General features: G+C 69.2%; 24 protein-coding genes. 12 read left to right on the forward strand and 12 right to left on the reverse strand.

Features of this window, described 5'->3' with window-relative positions; genetic code table 11:
• Positions 1-163: 163 nt before the first annotated feature.
• Positions 164-1171 (reverse strand): hypothetical protein, encoded by a 1008-nt coding sequence (locus AC3A5K_RS07605; protein WP_487616881.1) that lies wholly within the window; start codon positions 1169-1171, stop codon positions 164-166.
• Between the two features lie 111 nt (positions 1172-1282).
• Positions 1283-2467, reverse strand: a complete 1185-nt coding sequence (locus tag AC3A5K_RS07610) for a PQQ-dependent sugar dehydrogenase (RefSeq protein ID WP_487616882.1) — start codon at positions 2465-2467, stop codon at positions 1283-1285.
• A gap of 69 nt (positions 2468-2536) precedes the next feature.
• Here AC3A5K_RS07610 and AC3A5K_RS07615 point away from each other — a divergent pair, with 69 nt between their 5' ends.
• The gene (locus AC3A5K_RS07615) at positions 2537-2995 is read left to right on the forward strand and encodes a hypothetical protein (RefSeq protein ID WP_487616883.1); all 459 of its coding nucleotides are present in this window, start codon (positions 2537-2539) and stop codon (positions 2993-2995) included.
• A 29-nt stretch (positions 2996-3024) separates the two neighbouring features.
• On the opposite strand, the gene AC3A5K_RS07620 is transcribed toward AC3A5K_RS07615, so the two are convergent.
• From AC3A5K_RS07620 to AC3A5K_RS07630, 3 genes are all read right to left on the reverse strand, one after another.
• Positions 3025-4206 carry a sensor histidine kinase gene (locus tag AC3A5K_RS07620; RefSeq protein ID WP_487616884.1) on the reverse strand — a complete coding sequence of 394 codons (1182 nt, stop codon included), beginning with the start codon at positions 4204-4206 and terminating at the stop codon, positions 3025-3027.
• A gap of 82 nt (positions 4207-4288) precedes the next feature.
• Positions 4289-4876 (reverse strand): hypothetical protein, encoded by a 588-nt coding sequence (locus AC3A5K_RS07625; RefSeq protein WP_487616885.1) that lies wholly within the window; start codon positions 4874-4876, stop codon positions 4289-4291.
• Positions 4877-4984: 108 nt separating this feature from the next.
• Positions 4985-6049, reverse strand: coding sequence for an SDR family oxidoreductase (locus AC3A5K_RS07630; RefSeq protein WP_487616886.1), 1065 nt, complete (start codon positions 6047-6049; stop codon positions 4985-4987).
• A gap of 86 nt (positions 6050-6135) precedes the next feature.
• Here AC3A5K_RS07630 and AC3A5K_RS07635 point away from each other — a divergent pair, with 86 nt between their 5' ends.
• The 5 genes from AC3A5K_RS07635 to AC3A5K_RS07655 all read left to right on the forward strand — a co-directional run bounded on the left by AC3A5K_RS07635 (position 6136) and on the right by AC3A5K_RS07655 (position 9421).
• Positions 6136-6522, forward strand: a complete 387-nt coding sequence (locus tag AC3A5K_RS07635; protein WP_487616887.1) for a winged helix-turn-helix transcriptional regulator — start codon at positions 6136-6138, stop codon at positions 6520-6522.
• A gap of 127 nt (positions 6523-6649) precedes the next feature.
• Positions 6650-6883 (forward strand): hypothetical protein, encoded by a 234-nt coding sequence (locus AC3A5K_RS07640; protein WP_487616888.1) that lies wholly within the window; start codon positions 6650-6652, stop codon positions 6881-6883.
• A 352-nt stretch (positions 6884-7235) separates the two neighbouring features.
• On the forward strand, positions 7236-7859 hold the full coding sequence (locus AC3A5K_RS07645) for a DNA-3-methyladenine glycosylase (RefSeq protein ID WP_487616889.1): 624 nt from the start codon (positions 7236-7238) through the stop codon (positions 7857-7859).
• A gap of 207 nt (positions 7860-8066) precedes the next feature.
• Positions 8067-9059: a sensor histidine kinase gene (locus AC3A5K_RS07650; RefSeq protein WP_487616890.1), complete on the forward strand. Its 993-nt coding sequence runs from the start codon at positions 8067-8069 to the stop codon at positions 9057-9059.
• Positions 9056-9421 carry a response regulator gene (locus tag AC3A5K_RS07655; protein ID WP_487616891.1) on the forward strand — a complete coding sequence of 122 codons (366 nt, stop codon included), beginning with the start codon at positions 9056-9058 and terminating at the stop codon, positions 9419-9421. The genes AC3A5K_RS07650 and AC3A5K_RS07655 overlap by 4 nt, the downstream gene beginning before the upstream one ends.
• A 125-nt stretch (positions 9422-9546) precedes the next feature.
• On the opposite strand, the gene AC3A5K_RS07660 is transcribed toward AC3A5K_RS07655, so the two are convergent.
• Complete coding sequence (locus tag AC3A5K_RS07660; RefSeq protein ID WP_487616892.1) at positions 9547-10902, reverse strand: hypothetical protein; 1356 nt, start codon at positions 10900-10902, stop codon at positions 9547-9549.
• Between the two features lie 25 nt (positions 10903-10927).
• Between AC3A5K_RS07660 and AC3A5K_RS07665 the strand changes: the two genes are divergently transcribed.
• Positions 10928-11548 carry a hypothetical protein gene (locus tag AC3A5K_RS07665; protein ID WP_487616893.1) on the forward strand — a complete coding sequence of 207 codons (621 nt, stop codon included), beginning with the start codon at positions 10928-10930 and terminating at the stop codon, positions 11546-11548.
• Between the two features lie 18 nt (positions 11549-11566).
• On the opposite strand, the gene AC3A5K_RS07670 is transcribed toward AC3A5K_RS07665, so the two are convergent.
• Both AC3A5K_RS07670 and AC3A5K_RS07675 read right to left on the reverse strand, forming a co-directional pair.
• A complete protein-coding gene (locus AC3A5K_RS07670; RefSeq protein WP_487616894.1) occupies positions 11567-11887 on the reverse strand; it encodes a hypothetical protein in 321 nt (106 codons plus the stop codon).
• A 268-nt stretch (positions 11888-12155) separates the two neighbouring features.
• Positions 12156-12299: a hypothetical protein gene (locus tag AC3A5K_RS07675; RefSeq protein ID WP_487616895.1), complete on the reverse strand. Its 144-nt coding sequence runs from the start codon at positions 12297-12299 to the stop codon at positions 12156-12158.
• Positions 12300-13248: 949 nt separating this feature from the next.
• Between AC3A5K_RS07675 and AC3A5K_RS07680 the strand changes: the two genes are divergently transcribed.
• The 5 genes from AC3A5K_RS07680 (at position 13249) to AC3A5K_RS07700 (ending at position 16411) form a co-directional block, all read left to right on the forward strand.
• On the forward strand, positions 13249-13458 hold the full coding sequence (locus AC3A5K_RS07680; RefSeq protein ID WP_487616896.1) for a cold-shock protein: 210 nt from the start codon (positions 13249-13251) through the stop codon (positions 13456-13458).
• Positions 13459-13649: 191 nt separating this feature from the next.
• Positions 13650-13901 carry a hypothetical protein gene (locus AC3A5K_RS07685; RefSeq protein ID WP_487616897.1) on the forward strand — a complete coding sequence of 84 codons (252 nt, stop codon included), beginning with the start codon at positions 13650-13652 and terminating at the stop codon, positions 13899-13901.
• 237 nt (positions 13902-14138) lie between these two features.
• On the forward strand, positions 14139-14852 hold the full coding sequence (locus AC3A5K_RS07690) for a pseudouridine synthase (RefSeq protein ID WP_487616898.1): 714 nt from the start codon (positions 14139-14141) through the stop codon (positions 14850-14852).
• Positions 14853-15146: 294 nt separating this feature from the next.
• Positions 15147-15515 (forward strand): response regulator, encoded by a 369-nt coding sequence (locus tag AC3A5K_RS07695; RefSeq protein ID WP_487616899.1) that lies wholly within the window; start codon positions 15147-15149, stop codon positions 15513-15515.
• Between the two features lie 38 nt (positions 15516-15553).
• Positions 15554-16411, forward strand: coding sequence for a cyclic di-GMP-binding domain-containing protein, MshE-related (locus AC3A5K_RS07700; protein WP_487616900.1), 858 nt, complete (start codon positions 15554-15556; stop codon positions 16409-16411).
• Positions 16412-16571: 160 nt separating this feature from the next.
• Here AC3A5K_RS07700 and alaE read toward each other — a convergent pair whose 3' ends face one another.
• The 4 genes from alaE to AC3A5K_RS07720 all read right to left on the reverse strand — a co-directional run bounded on the left by alaE (position 16572) and on the right by AC3A5K_RS07720 (position 19171).
• Positions 16572-17036: an L-alanine exporter AlaE gene (gene alaE / locus AC3A5K_RS07705; RefSeq protein ID WP_487616901.1), complete on the reverse strand. Its 465-nt coding sequence runs from the start codon at positions 17034-17036 to the stop codon at positions 16572-16574.
• 255 nt (positions 17037-17291) lie between these two features.
• A complete protein-coding gene (locus AC3A5K_RS07710) occupies positions 17292-17600 on the reverse strand; it encodes a hypothetical protein (protein WP_487616902.1) in 309 nt (102 codons plus the stop codon).
• A 126-nt stretch (positions 17601-17726) separates the two neighbouring features.
• Positions 17727-18437: a hypothetical protein gene (locus AC3A5K_RS07715; protein ID WP_487616903.1), complete on the reverse strand. Its 711-nt coding sequence runs from the start codon at positions 18435-18437 to the stop codon at positions 17727-17729.
• Positions 18434-19171, reverse strand: coding sequence for a hypothetical protein (locus AC3A5K_RS07720; protein ID WP_487616904.1), 738 nt, complete (start codon positions 19169-19171; stop codon positions 18434-18436). Before AC3A5K_RS07720 ends, AC3A5K_RS07715 begins: the two co-directional genes overlap by 4 nt.
• Positions 19172-19185 lie beyond the last annotated feature (14 nt).

Raw genomic sequence — 19185 nt, forward strand, 5'->3', positions numbered from 1 at the left:
TTTCGATCATGCCATGCACACGCCGGGCGCCGACCGCATCACGCGCTGAGCTGCTGCGGTGCGCGCGCGTCGATGTCGATGCAGAAGAAATCGTGCAGACGGCGTGCGACACATCCGGCACGTCTTACGTCGCGATCATGCGCACGATACGCTTGCACGCAGCTCAGGCCGCCGCGCGACCCGGCTGCGGCGCCCAGTCGCCGTCGCCGAGCACCGCTTCGACGAGATGCGCAAGCGGATAGCCGAGCGCGTCCTGGGCGGCGTCACTGCCGCCATCGCCTCGATGTGCCTGCGCGACGAAAGCGCGGAAAGCCGGTTCGTCGCGGGCGGCAAGCGCGGTGATCATGCGCGCGAGGTCGTAGGCCAGTTCGACGCCCTCGCCCGCCTCGGCGAAGACGCCGCCCGACCAGAACGCCTGGATCGTGCGCGCGTCCCACCACGCAGCGTGCCGGTCCGCCATTTCGTCCGGCCCGTAGAGCGCGAGGCGCGGGTCGGCCAGACGCGGCAGCAGCCCCCGCTCGGTGTTCACCGCAATGCCTTCGTTGAGCCAGACCGGCAGCGGCAGATGCGCGAGCAGCGCGTGGGTGAGCTCGTGCACGACCACGGCTTCGAGATCGTCCAGCGCATCGTGTGCGCTGGCGAAATGTCCGTAGCCGGCGTTGATGAAGACACCGCTGGAGATCGGCGGATCGTCATCGTCGCCGTAATACTGGGCGAGGTAATCCTCGTACGCGTCCCGCGTCGCGAACACCAGCACCACGTGCGGGCCGTGGCCCGTGTCGCAGGCCAGCGGACCGAGACTGGCCCGGATCGCACGCAGCGCCTGCGTGCAGCTGCGCAAGGTCAGCGTGGCCGCGCGTTCGGGCTGCGCCGACAGCAGCATGAAATCGTCCGTCGTGCGGGTGACATAGGCGTCGGGCAACGCATCGCCCAGGGCATCGAGCCACTGGCCCGCGGCCGCGGTGAAGTAGCCGTCTGCCTGCGCATCGTCGGCCGTGTCCGGCAGACGCGCCGCCATGACATCCCAGTCCGGGACCGGCAGGCGCGCGCCGGGCTTCCAGTGCATCGCGACCGGCGCGTGGGCGACGCGGCGTACGTCGGGCGAGGCCGGCGGCGCCGGGCTGCGACCGAACAGGCGCTGCCACAGCGATCGTCGTCCGGGCGCGCTCATCCCAGACCCCGCCGATCGCTGCGCACGGCCACGCCGTGGCCACCACCGCGAGCAGGCTGCGCGCGCGGGCAACGGCGCACAGCGCATCGATCCGCCGCCCTGCAACGGGCGTCATGGCATCGCGCCCGGCACGGCAGGCGCAGTGCCCTCGGCACTGTCGGGCACGACGCGCAGCACACGGCCCTGCGCGCTGTCGGTCAGCAGATAGAGCGCGCCGTCCGGCCCCGCGCGCACGTCGCGGATGCGCTCACCCAGTTCGGCGAACAGCACGTCCTGCGTGCCGGGCACGCCGTCCGTCATCGGCACCCGACGCACGCTGCGCTCGGCCAGCGCGGCCACGAACAGGCTGCCGCGCCATGCGGGAAACAGCGCGCCGTCATACCAGGCCAGACCGGCCGGTGCGATCGACGGCGTCCAGTGGGTCAGCGGCGGCGTCACACCGGGCCAGCGCGCATACGGTGTGACCCGCGCGCCGGTGTAGTCGACACCGTCGGTGGTGATCGGCCAGCCGTAGTTCGCGCCCGGCTGCAGGCGATTGAGTTCGTCGCCGCCTTTCGGTCCGTGCTCGTGCGCGTACAGCGCATCGCCCACGCGCACCAGGCCCTGCGGATTGCGATGGCCGATGCTGTAGATCTCGGGGCGCGCGCCGGCCTGGCCGACGAAGGGATTGTCGGCGGGCACGCCGCCCTCGCGATCGATGCGCAGATGCTTGCCCAGATGCGTGTGCAGGCGCAGCGCATCGGTGCGCAGCAGATTGCCGTCGCCCATGCCGACCACCAGCGTGCCGTCGGCCAGCCAGACCATGCGACCGCCGAAGTGCTGGCCGTGGGTCTTTGCGGGCTGGGTGGTCAGCACCGGCGTCACCGCCGACAGGCCGGCGTCCCCCAGTCGGGCGTGGACCACGCGCAGATGGTTGGCCTGCGGCGTGCCATGCGCGAACGACAGATAGAGCCGGCGCGTTTCCGCGAACGCCGGATCGACCAGCACCTCGAACAGTCCGGCCTGGCCACGCGCGAACACCTGGGGCACGCCCGCCACCGGCGCGTCGCGCAATGCGAACGCACCGTCACGCCCGCGCTCGATCACGCGCAGCCGGCCGGGACGCTCGGTCACCAGCATCCGGCCATCGGGCAGGAAGGCCAGCGCCCAGGGATGTTCGAGGCCTTCGGCCACGGTTTCGATGCGATATCCGGATGCGGACGCGCCGGCGGCGAACAGCAGCGCGAACAGACAGACGGCGATGCGGCTGCGCAGCTGCGCGAGGCGACGGAACGGAACACACAGGCGGACGGACAACGGCAACACTCCACATCGGCGCCGCGGCTGCGGCATCATCGTCGACATGATGATGCCCGAACCGTTCGCATGACCGTCCACGCACGCCCGTCGTGGCCGCGACGCCTCACCGCACTCGTCGTCGCCCTGCTGCTCGCGGCCGCTTGGGGCACGCTGGTGCAGACCCAGTTCAATCTGCAGGCGCTGGCCCCGTTCGTCGACATTCCGCCGGCGGTCCGGCTCACGACGTCGCTGCAGGATCTGCTGGGTTACGGCCCGGTGCAGCTGGCGCTGGTCGCGGCCGCCTGGCTGCCGGCATTTCCGGCGGCGATGTGGCTGTCGCGGCGCTGGCCGCATCTGCGCACGGCCCTGTATGCACTGGCCGGCGGCATCGGACTGGTGGTCGCGATCCGCATTGCCGACAGGGTGGCGCCGATGCCCGTGCTGATCGACGCGACGCGGGGCCTCGGTGGCCTGCTGGCGATCGCGGCCGGCAGTGCGCTCAGCGGCGGCCTCTTCGCATACTGGACGCGCCTGCGCGCGTCATGAACCCGGCAGCACGCCGGTAGCGCAGGCGGTCAGACGGAGGGCAGGCGCACGCTGATCCGCGTGCCTTCACCCAGCGCCGATGCGACATCGAGATCCGCGGCCAGCGCGTCCGCCGTCTGGCGCACGATCCAGAGCCCGATGCCGAGCCCGTCGGAGCGCGCATCGCCCTGCTGGAACGCGTTGAAGTAACTCTCCACGCGCGCCGGATCCATGCCGATGCCGGTGTCGATCACGTCCACGCAGGCGAGGCCATGTTCCTGCCGGCAGACCAGTTCCACGCGCCCGCCGGACGACGTGTACTTCACCGCGTTGGAAACGAGGTTGCCGAGCAGGGTTTCCAGCAGATCGGCGTGACTGCGTGCCATGCACGGCGCGGTCTCGACGCGCACCTGCAGCGTGACACCCTTGCGTGCGGCAGCGCGCTGCCAGGCCGTGCCCACCTGCTCGACCACCGGCGCGATGTCCGCGGCCTCCAGCGAGGGGGGCACGAACCCGCCGCGGCCGGTGGCCGAGGCGATCAGCTCGCCGAATTTCTGGTGGATGACGGTGAGTTCCTGCTCGGCGCTGTCGAGCTTCTGCAACTGCGTGGCGCTGGCATCGATACGCGCCCGGCTGATCGCATACAGCGCCGCGCGCAAGGGCGACTTGAGGTCGTGGCCCGCACTCGCCAGCACGCGTGCGCGGTGCTCGCTGACCGCGTGCGCCTCGGCCAGCAGGCGACGCAGTTCGAACTGGGCCATCACCTGGCGCGACAGCGCGCGCAGGGTGTCGATCTGTTCGGGCGTCAGCGTGCGCGGCCTGGTGTCGAGCACGCAGACGGTCCCGAGTGGCAGGCCGTCGGGCGTCTTCAGCAGGGCGCCTGCGTAGAAGCGCAGGCCGACCGCGCCGGTCACCAGCGGGTTCGATGCGAAGCGCGGATCCTGCGTGGTGTCGGACACCTCGAGGAAATCGTGCTCCAGGATCGCGTGGGCGCAGATCGATTGATCGATCGGCGTTTCGTGCACGCCCATACCGACCTCGGACTTGAACCACTGCCGCTCGACATCGACCAGGCTGATGATCGACATCGGCGTCTGGCAGACCGCCGAGGCGATACGGGTGATGTCGTCGAACACCGCTTCGACCGGCGTGTCGAGAATGCCGTAGGCGCGCAGCGATGCCAGGCGCCGCGACTCGGTGTGCGGGGGCAGCTTGTCGGCGGGCTGATGCATGGACGCTCCTGTGCGGAGCGCGATTCTGACACGGGCGCCCCGACCACCGGGCGAACCAGCCGGCGTTCGCGACCCCGCCGTTTCAGTCCGTCCAGCCCCAGGGCGCTTCGGGGGCCTGCACCGAGCGCGTCAGGTCGAAGTCGACCTGGAACCCGCGATCGGTCCCCACGCGGTTGGCGGCGTAGATGAAACGCTCGCCCGGGTGCAGCTCGATCAGCCAGGCGCTGCGCAGGCCGCTGCCCGGAATCACCTCGCGCGTCTGCGCATCCGCCGGGAACATCTGCGTGTCCGCGCTGCCGGCGTTGCTGGTGGTGCCGCCGTACATCGTCATCGTGTCGGGCGTGCCGTCGGCATGGCGATGGTCGTGCTTGAGTTCGATGCCGGCCGGCGTGCGCGTGAGCACCCAGGTGCGCGAACGGTCCGCATCCACCACCAGCGGAATCCGCACGCGGTCGGCGCTGCAGTCGCGCACGTGCATCACCACGCGCGCGTCGCGGAAGGTGTCGTCGCCTTCCGGCGCGCGGATCAGGGTGCCTTCGTAGGCGTTGCCACACAGCGACTGCAGCCGCTCCCACCACGCCGATGCATCAGCGGGCGTGTCCGAGGCGCTGGCGGCGCCGGCAGCGGCGATCAGGCTCAGGGCGAGTACGCGGGACGGCATCGAGGCCATGGGCGGTTCCTTCGGCAAAAACGGGCCTGCACTCTAGCAATCCACGTCATGGCGTTGACCGCGCCGCGCATGCCGGCCCGTGCACGGGATGCGGGCGGTCACACGCGTCTAGGGAATCAGCCGCTGCGCGCGCAGGGTCTCGAAGAGATCGAAGAACGCATCGTCGCTGGGCTGGTAATCGAGGAAGCCCATGCGCCGGCTCTTCGACATGTCGGTGACCACTTCCAGCGGCCGGCCGAGATCGGCGTCGGTATGCCAGGGCGAGATCAGGCGGTCGATCTCGGTTTCGACCAGTCCGTGTTCGGCCGCCAGCTGCGCCCACGGCGCCGCGTCGTCGGCCATCTGCACTTCCAGGGGCAGGATGTCGCCGGTGAACGGCGCCGGCTCCAGATCGAACCATTCGGCGATCCGCGCCCACATCCAGCTCCAGCGGAAGACGTCGCCATTGACGACGTTGAAGGCCTGGTCGGCCGCCGCCGGCGTCTGCGCCGCCCACTGCAGATGGCGGGCCAGCTGGCGCGCATCGGTCATGTCGGTCAACCCGTTCCACTGTGCAGGCGAGCCCGGGAACCGGAACGGACGACCCGTCGCCTTGCACAGCGAGGCGTACACCGCGAGCGTCGTGCCCATGTTCATCGCATTGCCCACCGCCGCGCCGATCACCGTGTGCGGGCGGTGCACGCTCCAGTGGAAGCCGTCGCGCTTCGCCGCGGCGAACACCGCGTCTTCCTGCGCGTAATAGAAATTCTCGACATCCAGCCGCGCCTGGGTTTCGCGGAACGGCGTCTGCGGCAACACGCCCTGCCCGTAGGCCTCGAACGGCCCCAGGTAGTGCTTGAGCCCGGTCACCAGCGCAACGTGCCGCACGGATGCGGCTGGCCGCAACGCATCGAGCAGATGCCGCACCATCGCGGCATTCACGCGGATGTTCTCCGCTTCGGTCGCCTGTCGCGACCACGTGGTGATGAAGACATGGCTCGGCGCCAGTCCCGCGAGTGCATCGCGTGTGGCCTGCGCATCGGTCAGGTCCGCGGCTATCGCCTGCACGCCGTCGGGCAGCAGACCGGCGCGACGCGCCAATCCATGCACCGTCCAGTCCGCGTCGCGCAGCCGCTTCACCAGCGCGCTGCCGACGATTCCGGTCGCACCGACCACCAGAGCCTGTGGGGTCATGACATCACCTTGCAGTTCGAATCAGCGGACTACCCTATGCGCTTCGTGCGCACCCGCACAGCAGGCACCGAAAGGTCACCACCCCGATGGATTCAGGCAGCCCCGACGACAGCTGGCGCGAAGACTGCGCACCGCGCCGCGTGCTGGAACTGTTCCACACCAAATGGACCTCGATGGTGCTGCACACCCTGTGGGCACGTCATGGCGGCACCGCGCGCAGTGGCGAACTGCATCGCAGCCTGCCCGGCCTGTCGCGCAAGATGCTGACGCAGACGCTGCGGGAACTGGAGACCGCGGGCGCCGTGCTGCGCACCGTGCATCCGGGCGTGCCGGCCGCAGTGGACTACGCGCTGACGCCGCTGGGACAGCAGCTGGTCGAGCCGATCGAACTGGTCTACGACTGGGCGCGGCGCAACGCCGGCGTGCTCGACGCCCTGCAACCGCGGCCGACGTCGCGACGCCGCACGGGCTGAAGCGCCGCACTGGGAAGGTTGGCGCGCACGCGCCCTGCAATCGCCCGCACGACCGCTGCACAGCGAGCGCCATGACGCCCCGTCCACGTTGCCGATCTACAGTGCGGACATCCGACGAGGCCTTTCCATGACGATCAACGACGCCACCACCGCCGCGCTGCGCGACCTCGACATCAGCCTGTGCCAGTACGGCATGTCGGAGGGCGACCGGCTGAAGAAGATCGCCGCCCTGGCCAATATGGCCGTGCGTCTGCGCGACAGTGCGCCGCCCGACGAACGCGACTGGATCAACCAGGAACTGCACGCGCTGGCGCAGAAGCACAAGGTGCCCGACGAGTGCGTGCTGCCGCAGCCGGACTGACGGTCTGACGCTGGCGACATCTTCCTGCTCGCGGAAACGATCGGAGTGCGCCCTGTCGGCACGCATGTCGTGGCATCGATCGCATCGACCAGCGCGCGCACTGCGTCAAGCGCATCTCGAGGATGCGCGACGAATCACGAATGAAAAATCCCGCCGCGTCGAACTGACGAGAGCGCCTCGTTTCGACCACGCCCGGTGGGGCAGCGATTGCAAGACCAATTCCCGCCCGGGTCAGCGTCGCCCACGCAGCCCTGAATTCGCCGCACGTACGGCAAACGCAGTCAATCGCCTGCTCACGCGTCGGCCTGCAGGATTCGAGACCACGCATCGCCACCCCTCGAACAGGACTGCCGTGTCGTCTGCCCCACCCCGCCCGCCGATTGTCGCCCTGCCGCGCGCGTTCTACCGCCGGCATCCGACTGTCGTCGCCCCCAAACTGCTCAACAAGTTGCTGGTGCGCGACGACGGTCGCGCGGGCCGCATCGTCGAAGTGGAGGCCTACGCCGGCAGCGAGGATCCCGCCGCGCATACGTTCCGCGGGCGCACCGCGCGCAACGCGACAATGTTCGGCGACGGCGGCCATCTGTACGTCTATTTCAGCTACGGCATGCACTGGGCGGCGAACGCGGTCTGCGGCGAAGAGGGCCAGGGGTTCGGTGTGCTGTTGCGCGGGCTGGAACCGGTGGCCGGGCTGGACCTGATGTGGGCCGCGCGCCTCAAGGCCCGACGCGATCGCGACCTGGCCAGCGGCCCCGGTCGCCTGGCCCAGGCGATGGGCATCGACCACAGCTTCGACGGCGCCGATCTCGTCACCGGCGCGCAGGGCCTGCGGATCGTGGCCGATGGCACCCCGCCCCCGGAACGCCCGGTGGTCGGGCCACGCATCGGCATTTCGAAGGCCGTCGATCTGCCATGGCGCTGGCATGTCGCAGACAGTCCGCATGTCTCGGGCCGACGGTCCGCGCGCAGCGGTTGAGCCTCACGCCGCGGCAGGGCGGACGTCGCTGCATCGCGATTTCCAGGGGTGGCGATCGGCGCGCTGTCGACGCGTGCAGGCCCCGGTACCGCGCCCGGGCGGCGCTGCGCCGCGCGCCATCCACGCGGCCCTCGCGCCACGGGCTTTTGACAAACAGGGCCCGTACCGGTGATAGATTCGACCGCCCCTTTCGACGAGGTGACCCCGGTGCCATTCGGTCAAGACCGTGATCTGGCGACGCTGCGCGCATATGACGCCCTGCTGCAGGCCACGCCCGATCTGCTGTACGTGTTCGACCGACAGCATCGTTTCATCTACGCGAACAATGCCCTGCTGACGATGTGGGGCATGACCTGGGCCGAATCCGCGGGCAAGACCTGCCTGGAGATCGGCTATCCGGAATGGCATGCGGCCATGCACGACGAAGAGATCGAACGCGTGATCGCCACCCGCGCGCCGGTGCGCGGTGATGTGCCGTTCGATCACCACTCCAAGGGCCGCCGCATCTACGACTACATCTTCACCCCGGTGATCGGCGCCGATGGCGACGTCGAGGCGATCGCCGGCAGCACGCGCGACGTCACCGAGCGCAAGCAGCACGAAGAACATCTCGAACTGCTGATCCACGAACTCAACCACCGGGTCAAGAACACCCTGTCGACGGTGCAGTCCCTCGTGCGCCAGACGCTCGGCACCGCGACCAGTCTCGACGACGGCAATGCGCGGATCGAGGCGCGCCTGCTCGCGCTGTCGCGGGCGCACAACGTGCTGACCCGCGAGAACTGGCACAGCGCGGACATCGTCGATGTGGTGACCGGTGCGATCGCGCCGTTCGAATCGGACGGCGCGCAGCGCTTCGACATTTCGGGCGCGCCGTGCCGGATCGATCCCAAGCGCGCGCTGGCGCTGGCGATGGCGCTGCACGAACTGGGCACCAACGCGGTCAAGTACGGCGCGCTGTCGAATGCGGAGGGCCGGGTGGCCATCCAGTGGGAGAACGCCTGCGACGGCGAGGCGCTGCACCTCGTCTGGCGCGAGTCCGGCGGACCCGCCGTCGTACCGCCGACGCGCCGCGGCTTCGGTTCGCGCCTGCTCGAACGCGGCCTGCGCAACGATCTCGGCGGCGAGGTCGAACTGAGCTATGCGCCGGAGGGCGTCGCCTTCCGGGCCACGGTGCCGCTGGAGACCGCAGACCGATGATCGATGCACGCGCACGCATCCTGGTGCTCGAGGACGAGTCCATCCTGTCGATGCTGCTGGAGGACTTCCTGGTCGATCTCGGTCACGAGCCGCCCTGCATCGCCGCGACGGTCAAGCAGGCGCTGGGCCTGCTGGACACGCACGCCATCGGCTTTGCGATTCTCGACGTCAATCTAGGCAACGAGACCAGCATCCCGGTGGCCGATGCGCTGGAAGCGCGGGGCATTCCCTACATTTTCACCACCGGCTATGGCGAGGCCGGCGTGCCGGAGCGCCTGCGGCAGCGCTTCATCCTGCAGAAGCCCTATGGCGCCGACATGCTGAAGCGGGCACTGGCCAGCGGCGGCATGCGTCCCGCCTGACTGCGTCACGTCGGCGCGGACCCCGCGAGTGCTGCGCCACCGCGCTGCGATCTGACCGCAGGGCCCGATGGCGCAGTTCTGATCGCCGGTCACAGCGGATCGGCCAAGACGTTGCAGCGCGTCGCTCAGCGCAGGAGGCGCAGTGCGAGCCAGAGCACGGATATCACCACGATCACGACCAGCAGGATCCAGCCTGCCCGTCTGTCGCCCCGTGCACGCTCTGCACCGGTCTCGAGTGCCCGGCGGGCCTCCGGCCAAAGCGCTTCGTGTCGTTGGAAGTGCGCCTGCATGCGGGCATCGGCCTCGGCGAATGCAGCCGGATCCTCGGACGCCGACAGCGCCTGCAGTTCGTCGGCGAGGCGTCCGCTGCCTTCGGTCCACACCTGCAGTTCCAGCAGCGCCGCGGCGTCGGCTGCGGACATCCTTGGATCCCAGAAGGTGAGGAACGGTGCGTCGACGCGGTCGCGGAAACTGCGCGCGGCCTCATGGATCAGCGCCGGATCCCGGCCCAGGACGTCGAGCGTCAGCGACAGTACGCCCACGTCTTCCGGATGCCTCGGGCGCCGGGCGTGCCGCCAGCGGAGCAGCGGCGGCGCATTGCGCATGTACCGCGATGCATGCCGCACGCCGAGCAGGAGCGTGTGATGGGTCTTGTAGCGCGTCGTGACGATCTGCAGGTGCATGCCGACCACATCGCGCCACGGGATGGGGCCGTACAGCGCGTGATCGATGACCTGCGCGTCCATCCGCAGCATGGGCCCGGGTCGCAGGACCTGGCGCAGCAGATGCCAGCTGGTCAGCAGGGCCACGAGGAGCATCACGAGCGTTGCCGAGGCCAGCGCCCAGTCCCCCTTCATCGCGAGCGCCCACGTGGCCAGCGCGAACAGGACGCTCAGCGGCGGCCAGATCAGGCCCCAGCCGATGCCGCTCGACGCCTCGAATACCTGACCCTTGCGAACGGCGTGCAGCTGTTCGGCATCGTGCGTGCGCTGCAGGCCACGCAACCCGTGCAGCACCCACCCTGCTGCGCCCATCAGCGCGGCGCAGACCAGCCATCCGGCTTCGGCGCCGGACGGCATCGGCGTCCCGTCGCGTCGCCAGTCCAGCCAATGCCCCGTGTACACGAGCAGCCCGACCGCGGCGGCGGCCAGCACGACCCACATCAGGACCCGCCCCAGCTTCAGCATCCCTGCATCCCCATCCCCGATTGGGCGGATGATCGGGCAGACGGGACGCGGGCGCCAGTGGGGTTCGATCGCTTCGTACGCAAGCAGATGACGTCCCGGATCCGTCGGCGCGCGGGCGCCGCCGATGCCCGTCCCGCATCGCACCTCGCGCGCGACAGCTGGACGCGCACGCCCTTCAACGCGGCGCAAATCGCGTGCGTGGAGCCGTGTCGTTTCCGGCCCTACCGCGCGTCGGCCAAGGCGCTTTGGATCGCATCGACTGCAGCGCTTCGCTAGAGTCGGGCCCGCGTCCATTCCGTCCGGCGCGCAAGGAGGCCACATGCCCGGAAGTTTCCGCCACCGTCTGTCCATCCATCGCGCGGCCATCGTGTGCGCCGCACTGCTGGCGCTCGCCGCCTGCGATCAGGCGCCGGACCCCACGGCACCGGTCGCCACCCGCGCGATGCCGTCACGTGACGCGTTGCCGGATTGCGACCAGGTGCAGGCCGCGTTTCAGGGGCAACTCACCGGCTGGAAGCCGGCGCAGGGCACCGGGCCATGGGAGAACGCGATGCGCAACAGCTACGGCATGGACTGCAGCTGGATTTCGCCGCAGCTGCAGGCCGAGAGCGCGTTCGACATCGTGCAGGGCGCCGCGCTGATGGTGCGGATCAATGTCGACCCCGGCGCGCTCACCGCTGCCGAGCTGCGCCAGATCGGAATGGTCGTCGACGACCCGGCGGTCGAAGAGGCCGATGGCGTGCTGGTGTATCCAGGCGGACACCTGGACTTCGCCGCGCCGCTGGGCATGGTGGCGCCGGAAGTGCTGATCGACCGCGTGGGGGTCACCGTCGGCAAGAGCGGCGTGATGCTGGTGAACGAGACCCAGGAAACGGCATCGATCACGCATCGCCGCGCCATCCAGGTCGCCCTGGCCGTGCACCGGCTGATCGATCCCTGATCGCCGCGCGCGCGGCGTCTAGCGTCGGGCCGCTGCCATCGCCCAGCCTGCGGCCAGTTCGAAGGCTGCCTGCGGATCGACGACCTTGGCGAACGCCATGCCCGCGCTCACTTCGAACCCGCCTTCCTGCTGTTGCCGCACGCAGGCCAGCGTGACCGATCCGCCGGGCTGGTCGATATAGACCGCCCATTCGCGACGTTCGTGTGCATCGCCGCGCACCGGGTTGCACCAGCCCAGACCGTCATCAAGCAGCGACGGCAGATCGGAAAGTCCCGACGGCGGCAGGACATCGGATTCGGCGTCGCGGGAGGCGGCGCGATGGGCGTGTCGGGAAGGCATGACGCGATGATCCGGGCCGCGGTCGCACATGCTGCGAATCCCTGTGGACGGTGCTGGCGCCCGATGCATCGCATCACGGGTGTGTCGCATCGTTCGGAGCACACGCGGGTCGAACCGCGCACCGGTGCGCGGACCGCGGCAGGCGTCGTGTCGATACTGCAATGCATGCGCGCGTCGTCGAGCGGCGCAGCACGGCCGACAACCCGCCGCTTGAAATATCGTGTCCACGCGCGACGTCCGCACGGACGCCGCACGTGATCGGGACGGGTCAGTGCCCGCCCTGGCGTTCTTCGGCGCGATCGCCTTCGTCCTCGTTCGACAGCGGTTTCTTCTGCGCATCGCCGGACGGTTTCGGCGGCGTCTTCTCGTCCTGCGATTTCTTCATGCTGTCGGGTGTCTGCGGGATGCTCATGCTGCGTCTCCATGTCGGCCAGAGGACCGATGCCTCGGCAGCCTGCGCCGGCCGCGATCACGCAGACGTGGATGCGTGCCCCGGGTTTACGCCGGAGACGGCACCGCTTTCCCGCGTGGTTGCCACGTCGACCACACCGACGGCCGGTGGACAGCATCGCGCCGCACCGGCGCTGCGCGCTTCCTGTCCGACCTCGCGTCATTGCGCGCCGTGGTCACCGACCCTCACCGCACAGGCCGCAGATTCCGCCGGCTGTCCGCAATCCGCGTTACGACCGGCTTGAGGTCATCGACCTCCCTCCATCGAACGGAGGAGGCGATGACACCGGACATCACACGGGTGCCGCGGATCGGCGCACTCAACCCGACTCACGCCGCATCGTGTCGCGCAGCGATTGGCACCGTGTCCATCGACGGCCACGTAGCGGTCACCACATGCGGTCTACTGGCGACCGCGGGCCCGACCTCAGGCATCCTGCTGTCGAGCGCAGTGATCGCCGCCCTTGCAACGCGCAGAGTGCCCCGGCGTGATGCCGCACTGACTGCCTCGACTGAACTCCGACGCGCCTCACATGCGGGCGTCCAGCGCCCGCGGTTCTTGCTGCAGTGCGATATCCGGATTGCGCATCGCGACCACTGCGAGCGCACCCATGCGGCAAAGCGCGCTGTTCAGCGGCACGGCGCTGAACGAGCCTGCGCACGGTCGAAGAAAGTGAAGCTCGCATCGACGAAATTCACAGCGCGATCCGAAAGTGAGGTATGGTGCCCCCACTGTTCAAAGCGGGATCACGGTACATCGTGGCTCCGATGCGGTAGATCACAGGTTCCAGGGCCGGCAACGGCCTCTCCAGACGATCCGCTCCATCGCTTCGCGTTACCCCTTGCTCGATACAGTCCCGGCACCGCACTTGCGGGCCGTGCTTCCAATAACTGATCCAAGGAGTAACACCATGTCTGATCGTCAGAGCGGTACCGTCAAGTGGTTCAACGATGCCAAGGGCTTCGGCTTCATCACCCCGCAGAGCGGCGACGACCTGTTCGTCCACTTCCGTTCGATCCAGGGCAGCGGCTTCAAGTCGCTCCAGGAAGGCCAGAAGGTCACGTTCAAGGTCGCGCAGGGCCAGAAGGGCCTGCAGGCTGAAGAAGTCCAGGCCGAGTAAGTTCTACTCGACCTGCGCCGCGTAAGCGGTGCCAAGAACCCCGGGCGGCGACGTCCGGGGTTTTTTGTGGGTGTCGTTTCTGCACGACATCCGGACGATCCGAGCGGACAGGCCGCGATGCACGACCGCCGGCCCCGCAGGCGCCATCGCCTGGGCCACACTCTGCTTCCGCACGACTTCCGAGACGCACGATGCGCGATCCGCTGACCATCGCCGTGGGCGAGCTCTATCAGGCCATCCGCCACGAACACTGGCAGGGCAAGACCTACCGCCAGTTCTGGACGTGGTTCAACGGCCGCTGCATCGAACTCGTCGGCGCCGCGGACGCGGACGATCTGGATGCACTGGGCGTCGCCCTGCTCAAGGCGCGCGATGCGGTGGAGGCCGCCGGCTATATGGTGCCGTCGGACCGGCTGGACGAGACCATCGAATCCGCGGGCTGAGCGCATCGCGGCGCCTGCCAGGCGGCACGCCCGCGCAGCATCCCGCACTGCGCCGCATGCCGAGCGCCGGCGCATATCAGCACCGCGCGCGCGGCAGACGAGGACCACCCGCATCGGCCGCGCCACGCGCTTCAGGACGGACGTGGTGACCAGCGTGGACGCCCCGCATGGACGACCCCGCGCGCGTGATCTGCCAGACTGCGCCCCCGTTCCGACCGCGCCACCGACGCAGCGACCATGCGCCTGAACAAGCACATCAGTGACACCGGCGCCTGCTCGCGGCGCGAAGCCGACCGCCTCATCGGCGAAGGCCGGGTCACGGTCAACGGCATGCGCGCGCGCGTCGGCGCGGAAGTGGGCGAAGGCGACACCGTGATGATCGACGGCCAGGCGCTGCTGCAGCGGACCACCGCGCCGGGCAAGCGTCGCCACGTCTACATCGCCCTGCACAAGCCGGTGGGCATCACCTGCACCACCGAGGCCGCGGTGAAGGGCAACATCGTCGACTTTGTCGACCATCGCGAGCGCATCTTCCCGATCGGCCGGCTCGACAAGGATTCCGAAGGCCTGATCCTGCTGACCAGCAACGGCGACATCGTCAACGCGATCCTGCGCGCCGAGAACAAGCTGGAGAAGGAATATCTGGTCACGGTGAATCACGCGGTCAGCCAGGACGTGCTGCGCGGCATGTCGCGCGGCGTGCCGATCCACGGCCAGACCACCCTGCCCTGCCGCACCAGCCCGCTCGGCAAGTTCGGCTTCCGCATCATTCTGGTCCAGGGCCTCAACCGGCAGATCCGTCTGATGGCGGCGCACTTCAAGCTGCGCGTGAAGCAGCTGATCCGCGTGCGCATCGGCCCGGTCAAGCTGGCGCATCTCAAGCCCGGCCAGTGGCGCAACCTCACCGACGCGGAACTGCGCGCCTTGCTGCCGGGGCAGGCGGACTTCTGAGGCGCGCCGCGCACTGCGCGATCATCCGGTCCGGTCTGAAATCGCTGGCGCCCTGATATCCCACCGTAACCGCGGTGCGGCGCCCTGCGCCCACGCGGCGTTTTTGATCCGCAGTCTAGAACCTCCGGACCGCGGGCGACGTCGCGGCTTCGTCGACATGGATCCGGCGCCCGCAGATCACCGCGTCCTGGTGCACGCGACAGGCGGATCTCCACGCCTGCCCTAAAGCCTGGCGCGCTTCGGCCGCTATCCCGGAGCAGGCCTGCGGGCGCCCTATTCGACCAGGAGATACCGATGACCGCACGACCGACCGTGCTGCTGTGCGACGACTCGCGCGCATTGCGCATGCTCGCGGCAGGACAGCTGGACGCCGCCGGATTCGACGTGGTGGGCGAAGCCGGCAATGGCCTCGAGGCCGTCAGCCAGTACCAGGCGCTGCGTCCCGATCTGGTGCTGCTCGATCTGGTCATGCCGCAGAGCGATGGTCGCGAAGCGCTGGCCCGCATCCTCGAACTGGATCCGCAGGCCCGCGTGGTGATTCTCAGCTCGCTCGGCGCACAGAGCGACATCGAGCAGTGCCTGCGCCTCGGCGCGCGCTCGTACCTGCAGAAGCCCATCGACCCCGAGGCGATGGAACGCGTGCTCCACCAGGTGCTCGCCTGACCCGCGACCTGTTCGACTTTTTGCATAAAGGGCACACGATGGCAGCAAAATTTCTGGGTCAGTTCCTGTTGGAACGTGGCGTCATCACCGCGCCGCAGCTGTTGGCGGCGATCGAAGCGCAGCGCGCGTCCAACCCGCTGCTGGGCGAACTGGCCGTGCGCAAGGGCTGGCTCGACGAGAGCCAGGCGAAGCGCATCCAGCAGCGCCAGCGCGTGGAAGACCGCCGCTTCGGCGACATCGCGCTGGAGATGGGCGCGCTGGACCAGGACCGCCTCGACGCCCTGCTCGAAGCGCAGAAGGCCGGACGCAAGCTGCTCGGCCAGGTGCTGCTGGAACAGGGCGCGATCGACGCCGCCCGCCTGCAATCGGAAATCGCCCTGCATCGCGCCGATCAGGAACAGGCCAGGCACGCGCTCGAGAGCACGCTCGCCAGCCACGACTTGCGCGATCTCGCCAACAGCGCAATCGACCTGTGCGGACGCCTGTTCCCGCGCATGCTGGCCAGCCAGTGCCTGCCAGCCGAAGTGCTTTCGCCCGACGATCTCGATCTCTGGCCGCATGTCGCCCATGTGCGCGTGGAAGGTCGCCATGCCTTCGGCATCGGCCTGGCCAGCGACATGCCCGCCGCGCGCGCCCTCGCCTGCGCCCTGCTCGGCATCACGCCGGACGAATGCGACGACGCGCTGGCCCTCGACGCCCTGGGCGAGATGGTCAACGTGCTGATGGGCTATCTGGTCCGCGACGTGATGACGGACGACGATGCCGTCTACCGCGCCCTGCCGCCCGACGCGACGGTGCCGGCGGCCGTGCTCGCCGCCGATCGCACGCGCAGCCTGGCGATCGGCATGGGCTCGCAGCTCGGCGGCTTCGTGCTGCTGGTGGATCGACCGGCCTGATCCATATGTCCGGATGCGCGTCGCGTATCCGGACGATGCAGCGCGGACATCGACACAGCGACGTGTGCGGAACGCGTCCCGCGCTGCACTCCTGCACCACCTTCAGATCTGTTGCGGTTCCGCTCGGCGCGAACGACGAATCCGGTCTCCGCGCAGAACGTCATGTCTGCAGACTCATCGGCTTCTCGCCGCCGGGCGGCAAGCCGAACCGGCGTCGCACCCAGTTGAGGAACGCGCCGTAGGGCCGCCCCGACACCAGCATGATCGCGGTGGCACCGAGGATGCCGAGTACGAGGCCCCGGCCCGATGCGCCGCTGATCGCGATGATCGCGGCATAGATCGGCACCTGGAACGTCACCAGCGCGATGCTGTCCCAGGCGATGCGCGACCAGCGCGTGGGACGCGCGCGACGCATCAGCCAGTCACGCCACATGCCGTACGGCCGGGCGACGGGAATCATCAAGGCCGCGCCCAGCAGGCGTGCGTTGAGCACTTCGTCCCAACGCATGCCGGAGACGAACCGTTCGTTGAGTGCACCGGTCACGGTGAAGAACAGCACCAGCGCGGTGGTGTCGGCGACGAACGCGCGCACGCGATGCGCGCGGTCTGCAGGCAGGCGGCTCATGCCGGCGTCGTCGAAGGTGCGGGCGCGGCCGCCTGGTGTCGCAATGCGTGCATGCAGGTTCCGTATCGCGGCGCATCGAGGGCACCGCCGTGACGTGGGCGTCCGGCGGATCGATCGACGACATACCGGGCCGATACGATCGCGCATCCGCCTGCAACGTCCCGTTACGGACGACAGCGGTTGCGATGCCGCGAGCGTCGTCGCGCCGTTCCGGCATGCGGTAGGCGATGCCGAACTCCAGAGGCGCGCCTTGCGTTACGGAAGCGTCGGCGGCTCGACCGGCGGACGTTCCCCCGGAAGCGGGCGCGTGCTCTCGGCAGCGCTCTCGCGCTTGTCGATGATTTCGCTCGCCAGCTTGTCGGCCGCCACCCGGTGCTGCAGCGACTTGCACAGCGCGATGCCGGCGTGGGTCAGCTGGACACCGTCTTCGTGCTCTTCCACCAGCGCGCTGTCGACCAGACGCCGCGTCATCTCGGTTTCCACCATCAGCGATGCGCTGGCCTGACTGATCTGCTGCAGCACATCCAGCAGCGCCAGGTCTTCCAACGGAATCGGATCAATCATGTGCATGGCCGCTGGATGGAGGCCGGCAGTATGCGCCTGACCGACGGGCAAACCGAGGGTTTTGTTTCCAGCCTGAACAGGGTCGCGAGCGCCGGCAGGCGCCGGTGCCCACGCACGGCTGACCCGTCAGGGCGCGGCGACAGCCTCGGTCATTTCCGACAGGCGGTCGGCCCCGAACGCCACCGGGAACGCGCCGGCGAATTCCGCCGCGCATTGCGCCACATACCGCTGCGCGACCGTGTCGACCAGTGCGTACCCGTCTCGCTGCCAGTCTTCGAGCGGATGCGCGACCGGCGCCGGCTTGCAGGTCTGCACGACCGGCGACAACGATGCGCTCCCCAGCCCGGCAGGCTCACCACGCAGCGAGACGTCGAAACGCAGTTCGTAGGGCGTGCTGCCGTTGCCGAGCTCCTCGTAGACGAGCAGCCAGGTGCCGTGATGCAGCTCGAACCGCTCCGGCGGTGCCAGGCTCGGGTGCGCCTGCGCGTATTCGATCAGGCCCGTCTGCAGCGCTTCGCGCAACGGCCCGCTCGGATTGGGCCGGCTTTCGACCGCCGTGCCGCGAAGCTGTTCCTTGTTGAACGTGGTGATCTGCCGCCCGCTGAAGGCGCCCAGCACGCCGGCAACGGCGCTCAATCCGGCTGCGGATGCCGTATCGCCACGGGTGACCACGCGCAGCACAGGATCCGCCGTGAGCGCGCTCTTGCTGATTACGGTCAGCGGCGCCTGGGGCGGTGACGGCGGCGCGGGCGCCCTGGTGGTGGCGCAGCCTGCAAGGGCGGCGCCCAGCGACAGTGCGAGGGACAGGCGGCCGAGGTGGGCGGGGCGATTGATCATGTGTCGTCTCCAGTGGTGTTGCCGGTACAGGGCTGTGCTTCCGTGCCCGGGATCGAACGCATGCGGATGCGGTCGCTTTCGTCCTGCTCGATGACCTCCAGCCACGCGCTGCAGCGGCCGGCGACACGCTGCAAGGTGATCTGGTAATCCACGTCCGCGGCCGGCACGAAACTCAGGGCGGTGTGACACCCCGCCACCATCGGTGCGGGCGTGCAGATCGTCCGGACCCCCGAACCCGACGGCGGCGCGGACGGACAGCCACCGCCGCTGGCCGGCACGTTCAAGTGCACCAGCAGAGGCTCGCCTGCGCGCGCGTAGAGTTCGGAGCGGTGACGCAGATCCGCAGGCTTCGGCATGCCGAGATCCCACGCACGCGGACCGCCCATAGCGGGTGTTCCCACAGAGCCCGCGCCTTCGAACGGCGGTCGCACGCAGTGCGTGCCCGGCTGAACCTGCACGTTGCCCTGCGCTGCCACCACACGGACGCGTGCGCGGGGCCCGTCATCCGGCTGGACGTACTTGGGTGGGTTCAGCCGTGTGTCCACGAAGGCACAGGCTGCGAGAGCACCCGCCACCCCGACGATCACCGCAGCGGCGACGCCCACCCGGAGCAGGCGCGATGCGCTGCTCCTCGTTCCGACTTCCATGTTGTCCCCTGTTCCCTGTGTTGCAGCACGACGCACCGCACTGTCCGCGTTTTGCGCACCGGCGTCATGGCTGCAGTCCTGCTGCATGTGTGCCGCCCGCA

It is taken from the genome of Luteimonas sp. Soil_C_5, from assembly GCF_057656615.1.